The following is a 17,785-nucleotide window of genomic DNA, read 5'->3' as shown; positions in this document are numbered from 1 at the left end:
TAGCCTTTAGCCTTTAGCCTTTAGCCTTTAGCCTTTAGCCTTTAGCCTTTAGCCTTTAGCCTTTAGCCTTTAGCCTTTAGCCTTTAGCCTTGTACCTTGTACCTTGTACCTTGTACCTTGTACCTTGTACCTTTTTAATCTATATTCAATCAAACAACTGACAAAGTAACCATCCCATGAATACCGCATCGACAGATTTACAATTTAGTGGCCTTACACGATGCTTGATCGAGAAAGGATTGCTAACCGAAAGCGATGCGCAAATTCATAGTCAGGAAGCAAAAAAAAGTCAAATTCCGCTAATACGCTATCTTGTTACCCACAAGCTTATCGATAGCAAGGCCCTAGCCGCCCAAGCTTCGCAAGAGTTTGGCATTCCTTTTCTTGACCTTAATGCGATTGACTGCCGTAGGCTCCCCGTTAATCTGGTCGGCGAAAAGCTTATCCAGAAATACCATGTGTTGCCGCTGCTAAGCCGGGGCAAAACGCTGTTTGTCGCTGTATCCGACCCGACCAACTTCCACGCACTGGATGACATCAAATTTCACAGCCGCCTTAATCCCGAAGCCATTCTGGTTGAAGAAGACAAGCTCATTAAAGCGATTGAGGTTGCTTTAGAAGCCGCCGATACCTCAATGGGCAATATGCTGGATGAGGACTTGGAAAACCTGGACATTACCGGGGGAGAAGAAGATGCGAACAAAGCCGATGTCATTACGCCTGATGTTGACGATGCGCCAATTGTTCGTTACGTGAACAAAATACTGCTGGACTCGATAAAACAAGGCGTATCCGATATACATATGGAGCCTTACGAAAAAACGTTCCGTATCCGCTATAGATCGGACGGCATACTTCGTCAAATTGCCTCGCCTCCGCCTAGTATTGCCAACAGGCTTGTCTCCCGCCTTAAAGTCATGTCCAAGATGGATATTGCCGAACGCAGGGTTCCGCAAGACGGCCGTATCAAAATGACTTTATCCAAAAACCGTGCGATTGATTTCCGGGTAAATACCTGCCCTACGCTATTCGGCGAAAAAGTCGTATTGCGTATTTTGGACCCTACCAGTGCTCAGTTGGGCATCGAAAAACTGGGGTTTGAGCCGGAACAACAACGGATTTTCCTGGAAGCCATTAATAAGCCTTACGGATTAGTGTTGGTAACGGGACCAACGGGTAGCGGTAAAACGGTTTCACTTTATACGGGGCTTAATATCCTCAATACAATGGAACGTAACATTTCTACTGCCGAGGATCCTGTGGAAATTACCGTAGAGGGTATCAACCAGGTCAATATGAACCCTAAAGCCGGCCTAACTTTCGCCAGCGCATTGCGGGCCTTTTTACGGCAAGATCCCGACATTATCATGGTCGGTGAGATTCGTGACCTGGAAACGGCCGAAATCGCTGTAAAAGCCGCACAAACGGGACATTTGGTATTATCAACTCTGCATACAAATGATGCGCCGCAAACCTTGAACCGACTCTTGCAAATGGGCATCCCGCCCTTCAACATCGTTTCAGCAGTCAATTTGATCATGGCACAGCGTTTAGGCAGACGGCTTTGCGAGCATTGCAAAGTGCCTGCCGACTATCCGGATAAAGTCCTTTTAGCGGCGGGCTTTAAACCGGACGAACTACCCGACCTTAAAATATTCAGTGCTGTTGGCTGCGAGCACTGCAACAACGGTTACAAAGGCCGGGTCGGTGTTTATCAAGTGCTGACGCTCACTGATAAAATGCGCAGCCTTATATTGAACGGAGGCAATACCGATCAACTCGCGGAATGCGCTTTAGCCGAAGGTTTTAACGATTTGCGAAGATCCGGCTTAAATAAAGTACGCATGGGCATAACCAGCCTGGAAGAAATTGATCGAATTACCAAGGAATAATCATGGCAGAACAACCGGAACAAATCGATTTCGTCTGGGCGGGAACCGATAAAAATAAAAAGAAAGCTGGAGGAATCATCTCTGCAAAGAGTGAAACCATTGCAAAGACCGAGTTAAGACGACAGGGATACCGCGTAGTCAAATTCAAGAAAAAACCCAAACCGCTATTCACCAAGAAAGTTCAAGCTATCACCCCGGCTGATATAGCCATTTTTACCAGACAATTAGCCACCATGCTTAAAGCCGGCGTACCTTTGGTTCAGTCATTCGATATTGTCGGCAAAGGCCACGATAACCCAAGCATGGAAACGCTGCTATTGGGCATCAAAGCCGATATTGAAGGCGGCGATACCTTAGCCCAAGCGCTAAAAAAAAGGCCGTTATATTTTGATGAATTAACTTGTAACTTGGTTGATGCTGGTGAACAAGCCGGGGTTTTGGAAACGCTGCTGGATAAAATCGCCACCTACAAAGAAAAAACCGAGTCGATGAAGAAAAAGATCAAAAAGGCTCTGACTTATCCGATCGCGGTCATAGTAGTAGCTTTTATTGTCACGACTATCCTATTGATTTTCGTGGTTCCGGTCTTTTCCGACATGTTCAAAAGTTTTGGCGCCGACTTACCGGCATTCACTAAAATGGTTGTGGCCATGTCCGAATGGATGCAATCCTGGTGGTATATCGTTGTTGGTATTATTGTCGGCACTGTTTACACATTTATCTATTTCAAGAAACGCTCAAGGAAATTTAATCACTTCCTTGATAAAGCTTTATTAAAAGTGCCGGTAGTCGGCATGATTCTACATAAATCTGCAATCGCACGGTTTTCCAGAACCTTGGCTACCATGTCGGCAGCCGGCGTACCCTTGGTAGAAGCCTTGGAGTCGGTTGCCGGAGCCTGCGGCAACATTATTTACAGCGAAGCCGTATTAAAAATGCGCGATGAAGTGTCAACCGGGCAAAGGCTTCAATTTGCGATGCAGCAGGCGGACCTCTGGCCCAACATGGTTATACAAATGGTGGCTATCGGAGAAGAATCAGGATCTATGGACTCAATGCTGTTAAAAGTTGCCGATTTTTTCGACGAAGAAGTCGATAATCTTGTCGACAACCTAAGTAGTTTAATGGAGCCTTTCATCATGGTTATTTTAGGTATTTTGGTTGGCGGCCTGATTGTCGCGATGTATTTACCGATATTTAAAATGGGCGCAGCTATCAAGTAATCCTTCTTACCGACTAGACATACCACTCATTGCTCGAAATATCCTACTGATAAACGCTCCCGCCACGGAGCGCTCACTTATCCATGAACAGATGCAACAGCTTAATATGCTTTTAAATATCGCCGCTCTATTTTCTGCCCTGGCTGGCATTGTCGGTTTGCTTGTCGGCAGTTTCCTGAACGTTGTCATCTACAGACTACCGATAATGATGCAGCGGGGATGGCGTAAGGAATGTCTGGAATATCTGCAAATCAGCCCTGAAGCTGTAAGGGACGATGCATCCGCCGGTGCCGGGCCACAAATCGAAGAGCCCTTCAACCTGGTTTTCCCTTTATCCCGCTGCCCCGGCTGCAACACGCCAATCAAGCCATACCAAAACATTCCAGTCATCAGTTACCTTTTTTTAAAAGGTAAATGCGCGACGTGCGGCTGCCGCATTTCAATACGTTACCCCATCATCGAAGCGCTTACAGCGCTCGCTTCAATCGTAGTCGCTTGGCATTTTGGCTATACGGCTCAAGCCGCTTTTGCACTACTGCTGACTTGGTCATTAATTGCATTAACGTTTATTGATATTGACCATCAGTTATTGCCCGACTCCATTACCCTTCCTTTACTTTGGCTCGGGATGTGCCTGAGCCTGTTTAATATCTTTACCGATACCCATGCCAGCATTATCGGCGCAGTAGCCGGCTACATCGCTCTTTGGACAGTCTTTCATCTGTTTAAACTGGCAACCGGCAAAGAAGGCATGGGCTATGGCGACTTCAAATTACTGGCTTTATTCGGCGCTTGGCTGGGCTGGCAGTATTTGCCGATTATTATTTTATTATCTTCGTTAGTTGGCGCCGTTATTGGCGTCAGCATGATTATTTTTGTGAAACACGATCACAATGTTCCCATTCCTTTCGGCCCTTATCTGGCTGCGGCCGGATGGATTGCATTATTGTGGGGGAATGATCTCAACCAACTGTATTTGAATTATATAGGCCTATAAGCCCATGCTGAAAGTCGGCTTAACCGGAGGTATAGGCTGCGGCAAATCAACTGTCGCAAAAATCTTCTCAGATCTACATATTCCCATACTTGATGCCGATGAAATAGCCCATCGGCTGGTCGAAAAAGGCCAACCCGCGCTGACTCAAATACAACAGAAATTTGGCCCGGACATCCTTAAGCCCGACGGTTCATTAAGCAGGCAAAATCTCAGGGAGATAGTTTTTTCCGATCTTAAACAAAAACAAAAGCTTGAATCGATACTCCATCCGTTAATCTATAGAACGCTACAAACGGAGCTTGAACAGCTAAATGCTCCTTACTGCATTATCAGCATTCCATTACTATTCGAAACCAACATGACTGATCTTGTTGACCGGATTCTTGTTATCGATTGCCCTGTTGAAACGCAGATTGAGCGCGTTCAAATGCGGGATAACCTGACCGTTGAAAGGATACAATCTATCATTAATAATCAAGTGTCCCGGGCATACAGAAGAGCAAGAGCCGAAGACCTGATCGATAACTCAACGACTGATTCCGGACTTGCAGAACAAGTAAAAAAACTGCACAATTTGTACCTTTCATTAAGCGCTTGCCGGGATTAATTTGTCTGTGAACAACACCATTACCTATGAATTTCCACTCAATGAACGCATCCGGGTTTTCATACGGTTAGAACAGCTTTTCCAACAATTCAGCCATTTCCTAACGGGAGAGACAGTCGCCGATAAACGCGCGGCTATTAATGTGCTGCTCGACATCATGACAATCTTCAGACGTAATGATCTAAAATCGGAAATACTCAAAGAACTGGATCGCCATGCCAATGTACTGAACAAAATTGCCCATAACCAAGGTGTCGACACTCAAAAACTGGAAGAACTGCTCAGTACATTAAACCAAACCAGTAAAAAGCTTTATGGAACCAGTGGCAAGATTGGTACTCGCGTTATGGAAAGCGACTTGTTCCAGAGCATCGCTCAACGCAGTTCCATCCCCGGCGGAACCTGTTCCTTTGATTTACCCGAATTTCATTATTGGCTCGAACAGGATGAAGCTACCCGATTAAAAGATCTGGAACACTGGAGCAAGCCCTTCGACGACATTCGTATCGCCATTGACCTGATCCTTAACTTTATCCGTAATTGCAGCTCCCCGACTCAAGAGGTTGCCGAAGCCGGCTTCTTTCAATTTTTGCTCGACACCAACCAGCCTCACCAACTGCTTAAAATCAGCCTGGATAAATCCATACACTGTTTTGCAGAAATTAGCGGAGGAAAACACCGTTGCACCATTCGCTTCATGACACCGTCTTCCGACAACAAACGCCCAACACAAAGCCCCGATAATATTACTTTTTCTTTAACCTGCTGTCTTTTTTGATGCCGGCATCGAATAAACCTCTTATTGTAAAATGTCCAAACTGCGGATGCGCTGTGCCTTGGCTTCCTGAACAAACATCCAAACCATTCTGCTCCGAGCGCTGCAAATTGATTGACTTGGGCGAGTGGGCAGCAGAAGAAAAGAGGATTCCCGGACAACCGGTTTACTTGGAAGACAATAACGAAGACGACACTTTTCTTCATTAGCCAAACCGTCCTATAAACGTTTTGTTTCACGGGAAGGATACTTCCAGCTAAAAATCGCACAAAACCGGATATTGCTTAAGCCGCTAGTCAAAACGAGCCCGACTTTATACGCTCGCAGCAAAATATGTTTAAGTTTGCTTTCATAGCTCAGCCTTATCCTCGTCTTGAATACCGAAAAGTTACTCAGTAATTTTTCGATATAGCACTGCTGCCAGAGCAGTAAAAAATGCCTCTCTTGCTGCTACCGTTACCGCGGGAGAAACCGAAGTATTTTTCGCAACTTACCCACCACCATAAGGAAATCTAATCATGGCTATAGAGATAGAACATAAATTTTTGCTTGCCAATGACGATTGGCGTAAATACGTTAGTCACTCCGTAAAATACCGGCAGGGCTATTTGAGCTCTCAGGCGACCAGCTCAATTAGAGTACGTGTCAGTGACGATCATGCATGGCTGAATATAAAAACTGCAACTATCGGCACTCATCGTCACGAATATGAATATGAAATCCCGCTAAGCGATGCGAACGAGATATTGGATAATCTTTGCCGAAAACCGCTAATCGAAAAAACACGTCATTTCGTCACCAATGACGACAATCTTTGGGAAATTGACGAGTTTGAAGGCGATAATCAAGGACTGATTGTCGCGGAAATTGAATTGGACTCGACAGGACAATCTTTCTCAAAACCATCCTGGCTAGGCATCGAGGTTACCGGCGATTTGCGTTATTACAACAACAACTTAGCAATACAACCCTATTCAGAATGGCACGAAGATTAAATATTTCATACACATATTGAAATATCATAAGTTTTATTCTATATTTTTGTAATGAAAAATATAGTTTTTGTTGTTTTATTGCTACTATCAAATCAATGCCTTGCAGAGAGCCTTAAAGACTCTTTAACAAGCATCGAAGCCGAGTGGGCATCCATTTACTACAACACCCCCAAAAAAAAGCAAGGGCCGGCTTATATTCAACTGCTCGATAAAACCGCAAAACTAACCCGGCAATATCCGGATGCAGCCGAACCCATTTTTTGGCAAGCAGTAATAAAAGCGACCTATGCCGAGCATCAGGATGCTTTTCCCGCTCTTGAAGCCATTCATGAAGCACGCGATTTATTGATTAAAGCTATTAAAATCAATCCGGAAACCATGAACGGCTCAGCTTATGTAACTTTAGGCACGCTTTATTACATGGTGCCTAAATGGCCTATCTCATTTGGCGATGACGATGCCGCCAAGCAAATGCTGGAAACCGCACTTAAAATCAATCCCGAAGGCATTGATACGAACTATTTTTACGGCGAATTTCTGTTATTGCATAATAGACTCAATGAAGCAGCCGTTTATTTTGAAAAAGCCGCAACAGCTCCGGCTCGCAACGAACAACTCTTCGCCGACAATCAGCTAAAAACAGAGGCAAAGGCCGCCTTAAAGAATACCCAAGAACGAAAAGCCAAAGGCGAAAAAGGTATACTTCTCTCTGTATTCAATTCGGCAAGCGCAAAGTAAGTTGCATCATTCAATCCTGATAATTAGCAAACTCGGGCATTCAATCATCTAATGCTTTCTGCTAGAATAACTCCCTTAAATTAAAATCAACTTTCCTGGTAATAATTATGGCTTTTGTAGTCACCGAAAACTGTATTAAATGCAAATTTACTGATTGTGTCGATGTATGCCCTGTAGATTGCTTTCGTGAAGGTCCCAACTTTCTGGTTATTGATCCAGACGAATGTATAGATTGCACGCTATGCGAGCCTGAGTGCCCGGCTAATGCAATTTTTGCAGAAGACGAGTTGCCGGAAGGACAAGAAATTTTTATCGAATTAAACGCCGAACTTTCTAAAAAATGGCCCGTCATTACGGACGTAAAACCGGCTTTACCGGATGCTGACGAATGGAATGGAAAGCCAAGCAAAGTCGACTTGCTGGAAAAATAACAACCTCGCCAAGAAGCTAACTGCCTTAGCCTAAGTTAAGCTGTTGGAGTAAACCGACAGCTTATACTAGCAGTGCACGCTTTTTCAGTATGACATTGCTGCTTGATGCTTTGCTACAAGACAGAGACAACTAAAGCAAACACAAAAACAAAAATCACAAACAGCGCAAACATCCCTCTGTTAGTCAGCCCCTCCCTCATCAGTCTTAATTCGGCCAGCAGTTCATGTTTAACATTACCCGAATGAAGAATCCTTTTGCATCGGCCACGGAATGTTTGCATTTCCTCTTCCGCTTCCTGCTCGGCAATAATCTCAGCAATTTTTGAATAAAAACTACCGCATTCCGGACACTTCATATCTCGGTCATTTCGCTGATGACCACATACTGGACATTTATTCATTTAATTAATCCTCCGCAAAAAATCATTTCTTCAGCACATCACTTGCAACTCTTGCACTCGGTCAGCTGTCAAAGCGGTACGGTTCCATCTGAATGGATTCAACTCGCCGCCCCAGCATCATGCAAACACCGTTGTAACGTTCATTTCCGGTTGAAGAAAATTCAAACCGAAACGTCCGTTGCAACTGCATTTTTCCTGTTCGATCTCTCTTTAAGCGGATGCCCGCCAGAGCCACATACTCATCCAACATCTGGACGTCCAACTCCAGACAATGCGTCTGGACGGCTTTAAGCGCGGCCTCCTTTACCCGTTGCCCGCTAAACCAATACAGGCATGCACTCAGCAATAAAGCGATTAAAATAAGATCATCCAGCATTGCTTATGATTCGGCGTTGTGAAAATATGTTAAACCTATTGTACTAAGATTTGCCGGCAAACATTCCCGGCAATATCTGCCCACGCGTCTAAGGAGAAAGCATGAAACTTCCCATTACTGGCGGCTGTCTTTGCGGCGCAATCAGGTATCAAATCTTAACCAAGCCAATAGGAAGCTTCAACTGCCATTGCCGGACCTGCCAGAAAGCGATTGGAGCACCCTATTTTGCCGGCATGCTCGTTCCAGCCCCGGCCTTGTGCATAACCGGCAGTTATAAAGAATACGCCACTATTGCAGCAAGCGGGCACACAGTCTATCGCGCTTTTTGCCCTGAATGCGGAACCTCGCTATTCGGCAGAAACAGCGCTTTTATCGATATAAGACCGGTCTCCGCCGCAACGCTTGACGATCCCGCCATTTTTCATCCACAAAAAGATATTTGGGTAGCAGACGCCCAGCCATGGGACATTATGAATCCGGATTTACCAAAATTTGACGGCAATCCATGACATTAGGTTAAGCTATCGGCAATTTTATTTATTTTGGAGAAGTCATGAATTCCGAACAATTGAGCATCATCGAAATACAACCCGACGCCCCCCATAAATATTCAGTAATATGGCTGCATGGCTTAGGCGCCGACGGTCATGATTTTGAAAGCATTATTCCCGAACTGCATCTGGCCGCGGAAGCAAATACCCACTTTATTTTCCCCAATGCGCCTATTCAGCCGGTGACTATCAATGGCGGAGTGGCCATGCGCTCCTGGTACGATATTTTAGAAATGTCGCTGGAACGCCAAGTCGATATTGACGGCATCTCTCGTTCAGCCAGTCAGATTGAATCGCTGATTCAACAAGAAATCGCTAAAGGCATCCCGTCGGCAAATATTTTACTGGCCGGGTTCTCTCAAGGCGGCGTTATTGCACTTCATACAGGGTTAAAACACCAACATAAACTGGCCGGGATTATCGCCCTGTCGACTCATTTACCGACTATCGATCAATTAAAAACCGAACGCTCAGCCGCCGGCAACGGTACGCCGATATTTGTAGCTCACGGCATCATCGATCCTGTCGTTGCCGTCGAATCCGGCAAAGCCGCGTTCAATGCGCTACAAGCAATGGGCTACAACATCGAATGGCATGATTACGTCATGGAACACAGCCTTTGCGTTGAAGAAATCGAGCATATTTCAGTCTTTATGAATTCGATTCTTATATGATAGACAGCCGGCAAATTCCGTAGCTCCTATTCAAGGAGCTACGGAATAGCGTCTCAAGTGCTTGGCTTGACATGCTGCGGCGGTATATCGCGCCTTGTTGCGCCGGTATAAAGTTGTCTTGGCCGGCCAATCTTTTGATCGGGATCGGCAATCATCTCATCCCAATGCGAGATCCACCCTACCGTTCGCCCCATTGCGAACATCGCAGTAAACATGTTGGTAGGAATACCTAATGCGTGCAATACGATACCCGAATAATAATCGACATTCGGGTAAAGCTTTTTCTCGATGAAATATTCATCCTCAAGCGCGATGCGCTCCAATTCCAGCGCCAGCTTAAATATTTTGTCATCGTGCAGGCCCAGCTCAGTCAGCACTTCATGACAGGTTTCGCGCATTAATTTAGCGCGCGGATCATAGTTTTTATAAACCCGGTGCCCGAAGCCCATCAGCCTGAACGAATCGTTCTTATCCTTGGCTTTAGCAATATATTTGTTGATATTCGAAACATCCTCAATCTCTTCCAGCATATTCAGCACCGCTTCATTAGCGCCGCCATGCGCCGCGCCCCAAAGACAGGCAATCCCGGCAGTAATACAGGCGTAAGGATTAGCGCCGCTGGAACCTGCCAAACGTACCGTGGAAGTCGAAGCGTTTTGCTCATGGTCGGCATGAAGAATCAAGATCCTGTCCAGTGCCTTGACCAACACCGGATTGGGCACGAAGTCGTCGCATGGCGTGCCCAGCATCATGCGCATAAAGTTCTCGACGTAGCTGAGCTTGTTTTGCGGATACATAAACGGCAAGCCGATGCTGTATTTATGACACATCGCGACAATGGTCGGTACTTTAGCAATCAGGCGGATCGCACTTATATCGCGGTCTTTTTTCGATTTTATGTCCAGCGCGTCATGATAAAACGCCGACAGCGCACCGACAACAGCAACCATGATCGCCATCGGGTGGGCATCGCGGCGGAAGCCTTTAAAAAAATTGGTCAGCTGGTCATGCACCATCGTATGCATGGTTATTGTCCCTTCAAACCGCTGCATTTCCTCAGGAGTAGGCAACTCGCCGTTCAGCAGCAGATAACAAACTTCCAAGAAGGTACAATGTTCTGCAAGCTGCTCAATCGGATAGCCGCGATAAAGCAATATCCCTTTCTCGCCATCGATATACGTTATCGATGAGCTGCAACTGGCCGTAGAAGTAAAGCCCGGATCATAGGTAAACATGCCGGTCTTTTGGTATAAAGACTGAATATCTATGACGTCCGGCCCCGTTGTTCCGGACAAAATAGGCAACTCACATAAAGACTGTGTATTCTCGTTTAAGGTGGCAGTGCGCAATTTAGTCATGGTTTTTCCCGGTTTTGAACGTGATCCATCATCAGAAAGCTGGCCAACCTGCAATATACAGCAATAGCCAGGGCCGATTAAATATCATTACTGTTGGCTAGCATTTTAATAGGGAATTTGCATATGAATAACCAAATTCCCAAAAATATCGTTGACTCTCGATCGCTGTTAAATGCGATTCTACCCCATCCATGGGGCCGTACCGTCTCACTGCCATAAAAGCGCACCACCCTACAACAATTACTTTTAACGCTTAAAACGGCAATGACCCTACCTTCCTCATACGCAAGAATGACACGATCAAGCCGAAACCGCCCTATCTATAGCTTGCTTTGCCAGTTCAGTCACTTTTGTCCAGTTTTTCGCCTTTACTACGTCGACGGGCGCCAACCAAGATCCGCCAACACAGGCAACATTGCTTAACTGCAAGTAATTATTGTAATTTTCCGGAGAAATACCGCCTGTCGGGCAAAAAGTCACTTTAGGAACCGGCCCGGCGATGGATTTCAGCATAGGTATGCCGCCTGCCGCTTCCGCCGGGAAGAATTTAAAATGATCCAAACCGTACTCCATGCCCAACATCAACTCCGACAACGTGGATATGCCCGGAATCAATGCGATATTCCCCGCATTGGCAGCTTCCAAAAGTCTTGGCGTTAATCCTGGGCTAATCGCGAAAACCGCGCCCGCCTCTTCCGCCTCTTTTAACTGTTCCGGCGTAGTAATCGTGCCGGCGCCGACAATCGCGTCTTTCACTTCTGCGCTGATAAGCTTAATTGCATCGATCGCTATCGGGGTCCGTAGCGTTATCTCCAGCACCTTGATGCCGCCTGCGACCAAGGCCTGGGCCAAAGGAACCGCGTCTTCAAGATTCTGGATGACCATCACCGGCATCACCGGGCAAGTGTTTAAGATAATGTCGGGTTGAATTTTCCAGTTATTTTTAGTCATTGGTTGTACCAAATTTTATAGTTATTAATCGGCAACAAACAGATTTGTAGCGCCGGTTTCAGCAGAAGACGCCCCCAGGCGGAAAGCGCCAAACAATTCACGGCCCATACCGAAATGATGTCCTTTGGCACTATTGGCCGCCGGCTCGCGGGCAGCGAATTCAGCAGCCTCTACCAACACGTTGACCTCGCCGGTTTGAGTGTTCAGTTGGATCATGTCTCCGTCACGTACTCTAGTTAATGGACCGCCTTCCGCACATTCAGGACACATGTGGATAGCCGAAGGCACTTTACCCGAAGCGCCGGACATTCGTCCATCCGTAACCAAACCGACTTTAAAGCCTTTATCCTGCAACACGCCCAGAGACGGCGTCAATTTGTGCAATTCGGGCATGCCGTTGGATTTCGGTCCTTGGAAACGCAATACAACAATCACATCCTTGTCCATTTCGCCGCGCTTAAAGGCCGCAACCACATCGTCCTGGTCGTCGAACACCATCGCCGGCGCTTCAACGACCTGGTGTTTTTCCGCTACCGCGGAAACTTTGGACACTCCGCGCCCCAAATTGCCGTGCATCACATGCAAGCCGCCGCCCGCCGCAAACGGCTTGGCGACCGTACTGATTACTTCCGCGTCCAAAGAAGCGTCAGGGCAAGCTTCCCAAATCAATTGGCCGTCGACCAGCTTGGGCTCTTGATCATAATGGCTCATGCCGCGTTGATCGGCAACCGTCATAATATCTTCATGCAGCAGACCGTTCCTTAACAGCTCGGCAATCAACACGCCCATGCCGCCTGCGGCCTGGAAGTGGTTGATGTCGGCCTGGCCGTTCGGATAAATACGGGTTAACAGCGGCACCGCCCTGGACAATTGATCAAAATCATCCCAATTGATAATGATGCCGGCTGCCCGCGCAATCGCGATCAAGTGTATGGTGTGATTCGTTGAGCCGCCGGTTGCCAATAAGCCGATAATCGCGTTGATAATCGCTTTCTCGTCGATCATGCGGCCGATAGGGCGGAAGTCGTCACCCATCGCGGTAAACTTCAAGACTTGCTTGGCCGCGGCTTTGGTCAATTCGTCGCGTAACGGCGTGTAAGGATTGACGAACGAGCTGCCCGGCAAATGCAGGCCCATGATCTCAACCATCATCTGGTTGCTGTTCGCGGTGCCGTAGAACGTACAGGTGCCGGCACTGTGATAAGAAGCGGCCTCGGACTCCAGCAGCTCTTTACGGCCAACCTTGCCTTCGGCGTAAAGCTGGCGGATACGGACTTTTTCTTTGTTGGACAAGCCTGTGGGCATCGGTCCCGCCGGTACGAACACGGCAGGCAAATGACCGAAACTCAAAGCGCCGATCAACAATCCGGGCACTATCTTATCGCAGACGCCCAAGTACAGCGCACCGTCGAACATGTTGTGGCTCAAGCCTACAGCCGTCGCCATCGCGATCACATCGCGGCTGAACAGCGACAATTCCATACCGGGACGGCCTTGAGTCACGCCGTCGCACATCGCCGGCACGCCGCCGGCAAACTGGGCAACGCCGCCCGCTTCCTTGATTGCGGACTTAATCAGCGCCGGCGCATCCTTATACGGCTCGTGCGCCGACAGCATATCGTTGTAAGAAGAGATAATCGCGATATTGGCTTTTTGCTGCCCGGTTAAATCGACTTTGTCACCGGCTCCGCAAGCGGCAAAAGCATGAGCCAAGTTACCGCAAGCCAGCTCAACCCGGTGCGGCTCTTTTTTTGCGGCCGCATCGACGCGAGCCAAATAAGCGGAACGCGTTTCGCGGCTGCGTTCAATAACATCGTTGGTTACTTTTTCTAATACGGGATGCATAATTTTTTCCTTCTACATTAATCAAGGTGGGGTACGCATCGCGTACCCTTATTAAGCTTGGAAAATTGGTACGCGGTGCGTACCCTACAGTGCTATTACTCTTCAGGCTCCTCTTCCCAGGCTCGCTCATCCCTCGCAATTAACTTATCGGCGGCCTTAGGCCCCCAAGTACCGGCAGCATAGGGGGCCGGCACGGCATCCATATGCGCCCACGCATCCTGTATCGAGTCGATCCACGTCCAAGCCTGCTCAATTTCCTCGCGACTCAAAAACAGCGTGGGATTGCCGCGCATCGCTTCAAGCACCAATTTCTCATAACCGCCGAAAATCTTGCTGTTTTTAAATATGTCGGAAAAACTCAAATCCAGCTTGGTTTTTTGCAACTTAATATTCTCATCGATACCCGGTATCTTATTGAGTATCTGGATTTCAACGCCCTCCCTTGGCTGCAAGTGAATGATCAGCTTATTCGACGGCAAGTCCGCAAAACTTTCTTTAAAGATGTTATGCGGCTGCTGTTTAAAATTAACGACGATTTCAGTCCGCTTGAATTTCATCCGTTTGCCGGTGCGCAAATAAAACGGCACGCCGGCCCAGCGCCAGTTATCGATAGCCACTTTCAACGCGACAAAGCTTTCCGTAGTGCTCTCGGTATTAGCGCCCTCTTCTTCAAGATAGCCCGGCACCGGCTTGCCGTTGATCTCTCCCGCCGAATACAGTCCGCGAACTGTTTTTTGCTTGGCGTTTTCCCTGGTAATCGGCCGTAGCGCGGACAGCACTTTTATTTTTTCATTGCGTATGCTTTGCGCTTCCAAATTAACCGGCGGCTCCATCGCCACAAACGTCAGGATCTGCAACAGGTGGTTTTGCAGCATGTCGCGCAACTGCCCGGTTTTATCGAAATAATCCCAACGCCCTTCAATACCGACTTCTTCAGCGACAGTGATCTGAATATGATCGATAGTATTGTGGTTCCAATTAGTCGTAAAAATCGAATTGGCAAAACGCAACGCCAATAAATTCAGTACCGTTTCCTTACCCAGATAATGGTCGATACGAAAAACCTGGCTTTCGCTGAACACCTCGGCAACCGCATCGTTAATTTCCTTGGATGATTTAAGGTCGTGACCGATCGGTTTTTCCATCACCATCCGCGATTCTTCGTTTAACACGCCGCTTTTAGCCAAGCCCTGGCAAATATTGGTAAATAAGAAAGGGGCAACCGCGAAATAGTTCACCATCACCCTGGAGCTGCCGTTGATCACGCTACGCAGGCGCTGGTATTGATCCAACTGGGTCAAATCCATTTTCAGGTACGAAAATCTGGCCGAATAGCGCGCCCAGATTTCTTCATCGATCGTTTCATTTAAAAACTCTTGCAAGCTGTTATGGATAATCTCGACGAAGCCCGGATCATCCCACTCATGCTGGTCTATTCCTACGATACGAGTGTCAGCTTCAATCAAATTGGCTTTTTCAAGCCGATACAAGGAAATAAGCAGCTTGCGGCGGGATAAATCGCCCAAAGCGCCGAAGATAACCAGATCACAAGGTTTGAATGCTGTTTTTTCGTTCATAGATGCATTGTTGGGTAAATAGTTGTAGCCGGCACATAAACCCGGCGATTTATAGATTGAAGTACATATTGCCCATTATCGCAGAATTTGCTTGAGGATGCAGTGCTGATACGTAGCGGGAAGAATAGTTTACCGGACAAAAACATGTAGCGAATCGATATTTATTTGACAGAACTCCCATCTCCCTTATAGTATTGATCCGCTACTATCATGAAAACAATTTAACTTATCCTGCTTGTCGATCAGAAGCGATAAACCTCAAGCAGGAACCCGTTACAGGGTTGAGATTTAAGTCCTATCAACCTTGATACATGCAGTAATAACTAAAAAACGAAGAGAGGGTATAAAAATGAGCGAACAAACCAAAGTAAAAGACAGATTCTGGCTCTACGTCAGCGGCACGATATTTTCATTACTGGTCGTTATTGCGATGGTCAAACAAAGCGAAACCGAAAAGTTTGCACCTATCAAACAGCAGTTGGAGGAAGAAGCGGCGCAGATGAACATTCGCGTGCTGAACTAAAACCGGCGTTTCATGCTAAGGCCACGGTTAAATAGAGCCGGCCCAAAACAGGCGAAAGCACTTGCCCACCTTAGCATGAATATTACTTAAAGAATAATCAGGAGAGAACTATGAAACTTAACTTGCTATGCCTGTCAGCAGCGCTGGCTTTTTTTTCCGGAACCGCACCGGCGACAGAATATATCTACCGCGACCTGATGGCTAACACACTGCCCTCGGCAAACTGTGAAACAGAATCAGACGCCATAGCGATCGCATCGAAACCCTACAACATCACCCGATACAGCAAAACATTCTGTCAATCACAAGGTTACGGCTGGCATGTCGAAAAAGTCAAAGACGAAGGTAAAGCGGCTTGTACACCGTGCAACGGCGCCAACCAGGGCAAAAGCCAGTGCCATCTGGAAGATGTCGTTGTGACCTGCAAACGCATCAAGCCCGGATCGGTGGGGATGTTGCCCGGCAAAGGTTAATCGCAATCGCGTGAGTAAGGCATGCATTAGCCGGCCTGCTCACGCTAATTCCATGTTTTTAAGCAGCATTCCACGCCGCGCCCAGCGGCGCATTGGAAACGCCTATGAGTGTTTCAATCCACGCGCCTACGCGAGGCGCGACCTTGCTGCACCAAGGCCGAGGCCAAGTGCTGGGCGTTTCAATCCACGCGCCTACGCGAGGCGCGACAATTACATGCGCTCGATCAATGACAAAATACAGTTTCAATCCACGCGCCTACGCGAGGCGCGACCGGGCATCGTAATAATCTTTGAACTTCAAACGGTTTCAATCCACGCGCCTACGCGAGGCGCGACTCGCATCGCTGGCTACGCAGGGTGGTGGAGCAGGTTTCAATCCACGCGCCTACGCGAGGCGCGACTTGTTAAAAAGCATCCATGCGGAAGAGTACGCGGTTTCAATCCACGCGCCTACGCGAGGCGCGACAACAGCACTTGGTTTATTGACGCTATTAAGCGGTTTCAATCCACGCGCCTACGCGAGGCGCGACAGCCAACCGGCACCCGGTCAGATCGCGTTAAGTTTCAATCCACGCGCCTACGCGAGGCGCGACTGGATAATAGCTGGCAACGTCATGATCTCGCAGTTTCAATCCACGCGCCTACGCGAGGCGCGACTCGAATCACGGAGCTACCGAGTAGGCAGGTTGAGTTTCAATCCACGCGCCTACGCGAGGCGCGACAGGCTGCCGTTTCAGCCTCCAAGTCGCCGTACTGTTTCAATCCACGCGCCTACGCGAGGCGCGACTTTACGCCGGGGCCGATTACGCCCCATATGTTGTTTCAATCCACGCGCCTACGCGAGGCGCGACGCCCACAAAACACCACAAAACTTATGTGGAGACGTTTCAATCCACGCGCCTACGCGAGGCGCGACCAACAATCCATTTTATTGTTGCAAGGTTTTGCGTTTCAATCCACGCGCCTACGCGAGGCGCGACATACACGGCCACGGAAGCGGCGCAAGCATTGGAGGTTTCAATCCACGCGCCTACGCGAGGCGCGACGCTGTTTGCTCCGGATGCATACGGTAACGCGTTGTTTCAATCCACGCGCCTACGCGAGGCGCGACTTTAGCCTTCGGAATATAGTCATGCTAACTCAAGTTTCAATCCACGCGCCTACGCGAGGCGCGACTTTTTATTATTAACGTACCATGTCTTAGGTCGGTTTCAATCCACGCGCCTACGCGAGGCGCGACCAGTCAACCACTTTCTATTGTTGCAGTTAATCACCGTTTCAATCCACGCGCCTACGCGAGGCGCGACCTGATGTGTCAACACTTTCCCGGACACACGGTTAAGCGGCTTTTTGCTGCAATTCGTAGTCTACGGGCGACAAATAGCCATTGGCGGAATG

General features: G+C 47.8%; 19 protein-coding genes and 1 CRISPR repeat array. Of the genes, 13 read left to right on the top strand and 6 right to left on the bottom strand.

Going from position 1 to position 17,785, the window contains the following annotated elements:
* Positions 1–176: 176 nt before the first annotated feature.
* The 9 genes from pilB (at position 177) to fdxA (ending at position 7,658) form a co-directional block, all read left to right on the top strand.
* Entirely contained in the window at positions 177–1,892 is a 1,716-nt protein-coding gene (pilB, locus tag EKO24_RS07510) for a type IV-A pilus assembly ATPase PilB (RefSeq protein ID WP_127026722.1), read from the top strand.
* A 2-nt stretch (positions 1,893–1,894) separates the two neighbouring features.
* A complete protein-coding gene (locus EKO24_RS07505; RefSeq protein ID WP_127026721.1) occupies positions 1,895–3,115 on the top strand; it encodes a type II secretion system F family protein in 1,221 nt (406 codons plus the stop codon).
* A 106-nt stretch (positions 3,116–3,221) separates the two neighbouring features.
* Positions 3,222–4,112 carry a prepilin peptidase gene (locus tag EKO24_RS07500; RefSeq protein WP_421743906.1) on the top strand — a complete coding sequence of 297 codons (891 nt, stop codon included), beginning with the start codon at positions 3,222–3,224 and terminating at the stop codon, positions 4,110–4,112.
* A gap of 4 nt (positions 4,113–4,116) precedes the next feature.
* Positions 4,117–4,719 (top strand): dephospho-CoA kinase, encoded by a 603-nt coding sequence (coaE, locus tag EKO24_RS07495; protein WP_127026719.1) that lies wholly within the window; start codon positions 4,117–4,119, stop codon positions 4,717–4,719.
* 7 nt (positions 4,720–4,726) lie between these two features.
* Entirely contained in the window at positions 4,727–5,497 is a 771-nt protein-coding gene (gene zapD, locus EKO24_RS07490) for a cell division protein ZapD (RefSeq protein ID WP_127026718.1), read from the top strand.
* The gene (gene yacG / locus EKO24_RS07485; protein WP_127026717.1) at positions 5,497–5,703 is read left to right on the top strand and encodes a DNA gyrase inhibitor YacG; all 207 of its coding nucleotides are present in this window, start codon (positions 5,497–5,499) and stop codon (positions 5,701–5,703) included. Before zapD ends, yacG begins: the two co-directional genes overlap by 1 nt.
* A gap of 309 nt (positions 5,704–6,012) precedes the next feature.
* Positions 6,013–6,489: a CYTH domain-containing protein gene (locus EKO24_RS07480; protein WP_127026716.1), complete on the top strand. Its 477-nt coding sequence runs from the start codon at positions 6,013–6,015 to the stop codon at positions 6,487–6,489.
* A 51-nt stretch (positions 6,490–6,540) separates the two neighbouring features.
* On the top strand, positions 6,541–7,227 hold the full coding sequence (locus EKO24_RS07475; RefSeq protein ID WP_127026715.1) for a tetratricopeptide repeat protein: 687 nt from the start codon (positions 6,541–6,543) through the stop codon (positions 7,225–7,227).
* A gap of 107 nt (positions 7,228–7,334) precedes the next feature.
* Positions 7,335–7,658, top strand: a complete 324-nt coding sequence (fdxA, locus tag EKO24_RS07470; protein ID WP_127026714.1) for a ferredoxin FdxA — start codon at positions 7,335–7,337, stop codon at positions 7,656–7,658.
* 113 nt (positions 7,659–7,771) lie between these two features.
* Here the strand turns inward: fdxA and EKO24_RS07465 are convergent, their stop codons facing one another.
* Positions 7,772–8,059, bottom strand: a complete 288-nt coding sequence (locus EKO24_RS07465) for a hypothetical protein (RefSeq protein ID WP_127026713.1) — start codon at positions 8,057–8,059, stop codon at positions 7,772–7,774.
* A gap of 61 nt (positions 8,060–8,120) precedes the next feature.
* Positions 8,121–8,435: a DUF3301 domain-containing protein gene (locus EKO24_RS07460; protein WP_127026712.1), complete on the bottom strand. Its 315-nt coding sequence runs from the start codon at positions 8,433–8,435 to the stop codon at positions 8,121–8,123.
* Between the two features lie 101 nt (positions 8,436–8,536).
* On the opposite strand from EKO24_RS07460, the gene EKO24_RS07455 reads away from it, so the two are divergent.
* Both EKO24_RS07455 and EKO24_RS07450 read left to right on the top strand, forming a co-directional pair.
* A complete protein-coding gene (locus tag EKO24_RS07455; protein WP_127026711.1) occupies positions 8,537–8,944 on the top strand; it encodes a GFA family protein in 408 nt (135 codons plus the stop codon).
* A gap of 44 nt (positions 8,945–8,988) precedes the next feature.
* On the top strand, positions 8,989–9,660 hold the full coding sequence (locus EKO24_RS07450) for an alpha/beta hydrolase (RefSeq protein WP_127026710.1): 672 nt from the start codon (positions 8,989–8,991) through the stop codon (positions 9,658–9,660).
* Positions 9,661–9,713: 53 nt separating this feature from the next.
* Here EKO24_RS07450 and gltA read toward each other — a convergent pair whose 3' ends face one another.
* From gltA to zwf, 4 genes are all read right to left on the bottom strand, one after another.
* The gene (gene gltA / locus EKO24_RS07445) at positions 9,714–11,018 is read right to left on the bottom strand and encodes a citrate synthase (RefSeq protein ID WP_127026709.1); all 1,305 of its coding nucleotides are present in this window, start codon (positions 11,016–11,018) and stop codon (positions 9,714–9,716) included.
* Between the two features lie 300 nt (positions 11,019–11,318).
* On the bottom strand, positions 11,319–11,969 hold the full coding sequence (locus EKO24_RS07440) for a bifunctional 4-hydroxy-2-oxoglutarate aldolase/2-dehydro-3-deoxy-phosphogluconate aldolase (protein WP_127026708.1): 651 nt from the start codon (positions 11,967–11,969) through the stop codon (positions 11,319–11,321).
* Positions 11,970–11,993: 24 nt separating this feature from the next.
* Positions 11,994–13,814: a phosphogluconate dehydratase gene (edd, locus tag EKO24_RS07435; protein ID WP_127026707.1), complete on the bottom strand. Its 1,821-nt coding sequence runs from the start codon at positions 13,812–13,814 to the stop codon at positions 11,994–11,996.
* A gap of 95 nt (positions 13,815–13,909) precedes the next feature.
* Positions 13,910–15,391 carry a glucose-6-phosphate dehydrogenase gene (gene zwf, locus EKO24_RS07430; RefSeq protein ID WP_127026706.1) on the bottom strand — a complete coding sequence of 494 codons (1,482 nt, stop codon included), beginning with the start codon at positions 15,389–15,391 and terminating at the stop codon, positions 13,910–13,912.
* 349 nt (positions 15,392–15,740) lie between these two features.
* On the opposite strand from zwf, the gene EKO24_RS22630 reads away from it, so the two are divergent.
* A complete protein-coding gene (locus EKO24_RS22630) occupies positions 15,741–15,914 on the top strand; it encodes a hypothetical protein (protein WP_162853337.1) in 174 nt (57 codons plus the stop codon).
* Between the two features lie 110 nt (positions 15,915–16,024).
* Positions 16,025–16,387 carry a hypothetical protein gene (locus EKO24_RS07425; RefSeq protein WP_127026705.1) on the top strand — a complete coding sequence of 121 codons (363 nt, stop codon included), beginning with the start codon at positions 16,025–16,027 and terminating at the stop codon, positions 16,385–16,387.
* Between the two features lie 110 nt (positions 16,388–16,497).
* Positions 16,498–17,694: direct repeats of the CRISPR family, unit length 32 nt; unit sequence GTTTCAATCCACGCGCCTACGCGAGGCGCGAC.
* Positions 17,695–17,785: the final 91 nt, after the last annotated feature.

This window comes from Candidatus Methylobacter oryzae (assembly GCF_003994235.2).
Classification (GTDB): domain Bacteria; phylum Pseudomonadota; class Gammaproteobacteria; order Methylococcales; family Methylomonadaceae; genus Methylobacter_A; species Methylobacter_A oryzae.
The sequence above is the reverse complement of the archived record's forward strand: the minus strand, read 5'-3'. Positions and strand labels throughout refer to the sequence as shown.

Bases quoted from the DNA above. Each gene is read 5' to 3' on its own strand.
- pilB (WP_127026722.1), top strand. From the start codon at position 177: ATGAATACCGCATCGACAGATTTACAATTTAGTGGCCTTACACGATGC.
- EKO24_RS07505 (WP_127026721.1), top strand. From the start codon at position 1,895: ATGGCAGAACAACCGGAACAAATCGATTTCGTCTGGGCGGGAACCGAT.
- EKO24_RS07500 (WP_421743906.1), top strand. From the start codon at position 3,222: ATGCTTTTAAATATCGCCGCTCTATTTTCTGCCCTGGCTGGCATTGTC.
- coaE (WP_127026719.1), top strand. From the start codon at position 4,117: ATGCTGAAAGTCGGCTTAACCGGAGGTATAGGCTGCGGCAAATCAACT.
- yacG (WP_127026717.1), top strand. From the start codon at position 5,497: ATGCCGGCATCGAATAAACCTCTTATTGTAAAATGTCCAAACTGCGGA.
- EKO24_RS07480 (WP_127026716.1), top strand. From the start codon at position 6,013: ATGGCTATAGAGATAGAACATAAATTTTTGCTTGCCAATGACGATTGG.
- EKO24_RS07475 (WP_127026715.1), top strand. From the start codon at position 6,541: ATGAAAAATATAGTTTTTGTTGTTTTATTGCTACTATCAAATCAATGC.
- fdxA (WP_127026714.1), top strand. From the start codon at position 7,335: ATGGCTTTTGTAGTCACCGAAAACTGTATTAAATGCAAATTTACTGAT.
- EKO24_RS07465 (WP_127026713.1), bottom strand. From the start codon at position 8,059: ATGAATAAATGTCCAGTATGTGGTCATCAGCGAAATGACCGAGATATG.
- EKO24_RS07460 (WP_127026712.1), bottom strand. From the start codon at position 8,435: ATGCTGGATGATCTTATTTTAATCGCTTTATTGCTGAGTGCATGCCTG.
- EKO24_RS07455 (WP_127026711.1), top strand. From the start codon at position 8,537: ATGAAACTTCCCATTACTGGCGGCTGTCTTTGCGGCGCAATCAGGTAT.
- EKO24_RS07450 (WP_127026710.1), top strand. From the start codon at position 8,989: ATGAATTCCGAACAATTGAGCATCATCGAAATACAACCCGACGCCCCC.
- gltA (WP_127026709.1), bottom strand. From the start codon at position 11,018: ATGACTAAATTGCGCACTGCCACCTTAAACGAGAATACACAGTCTTTA.
- EKO24_RS07440 (WP_127026708.1), bottom strand. From the start codon at position 11,969: ATGACTAAAAATAACTGGAAAATTCAACCCGACATTATCTTAAACACT.
- edd (WP_127026707.1), bottom strand. From the start codon at position 13,814: ATGCATCCCGTATTAGAAAAAGTAACCAACGATGTTATTGAACGCAGC.
- zwf (WP_127026706.1), bottom strand. From the start codon at position 15,391: ATGAACGAAAAAACAGCATTCAAACCTTGTGATCTGGTTATCTTCGGC.
- EKO24_RS22630 (WP_162853337.1), top strand. From the start codon at position 15,741: ATGAGCGAACAAACCAAAGTAAAAGACAGATTCTGGCTCTACGTCAGC.
- EKO24_RS07425 (WP_127026705.1), top strand. From the start codon at position 16,025: ATGAAACTTAACTTGCTATGCCTGTCAGCAGCGCTGGCTTTTTTTTCC.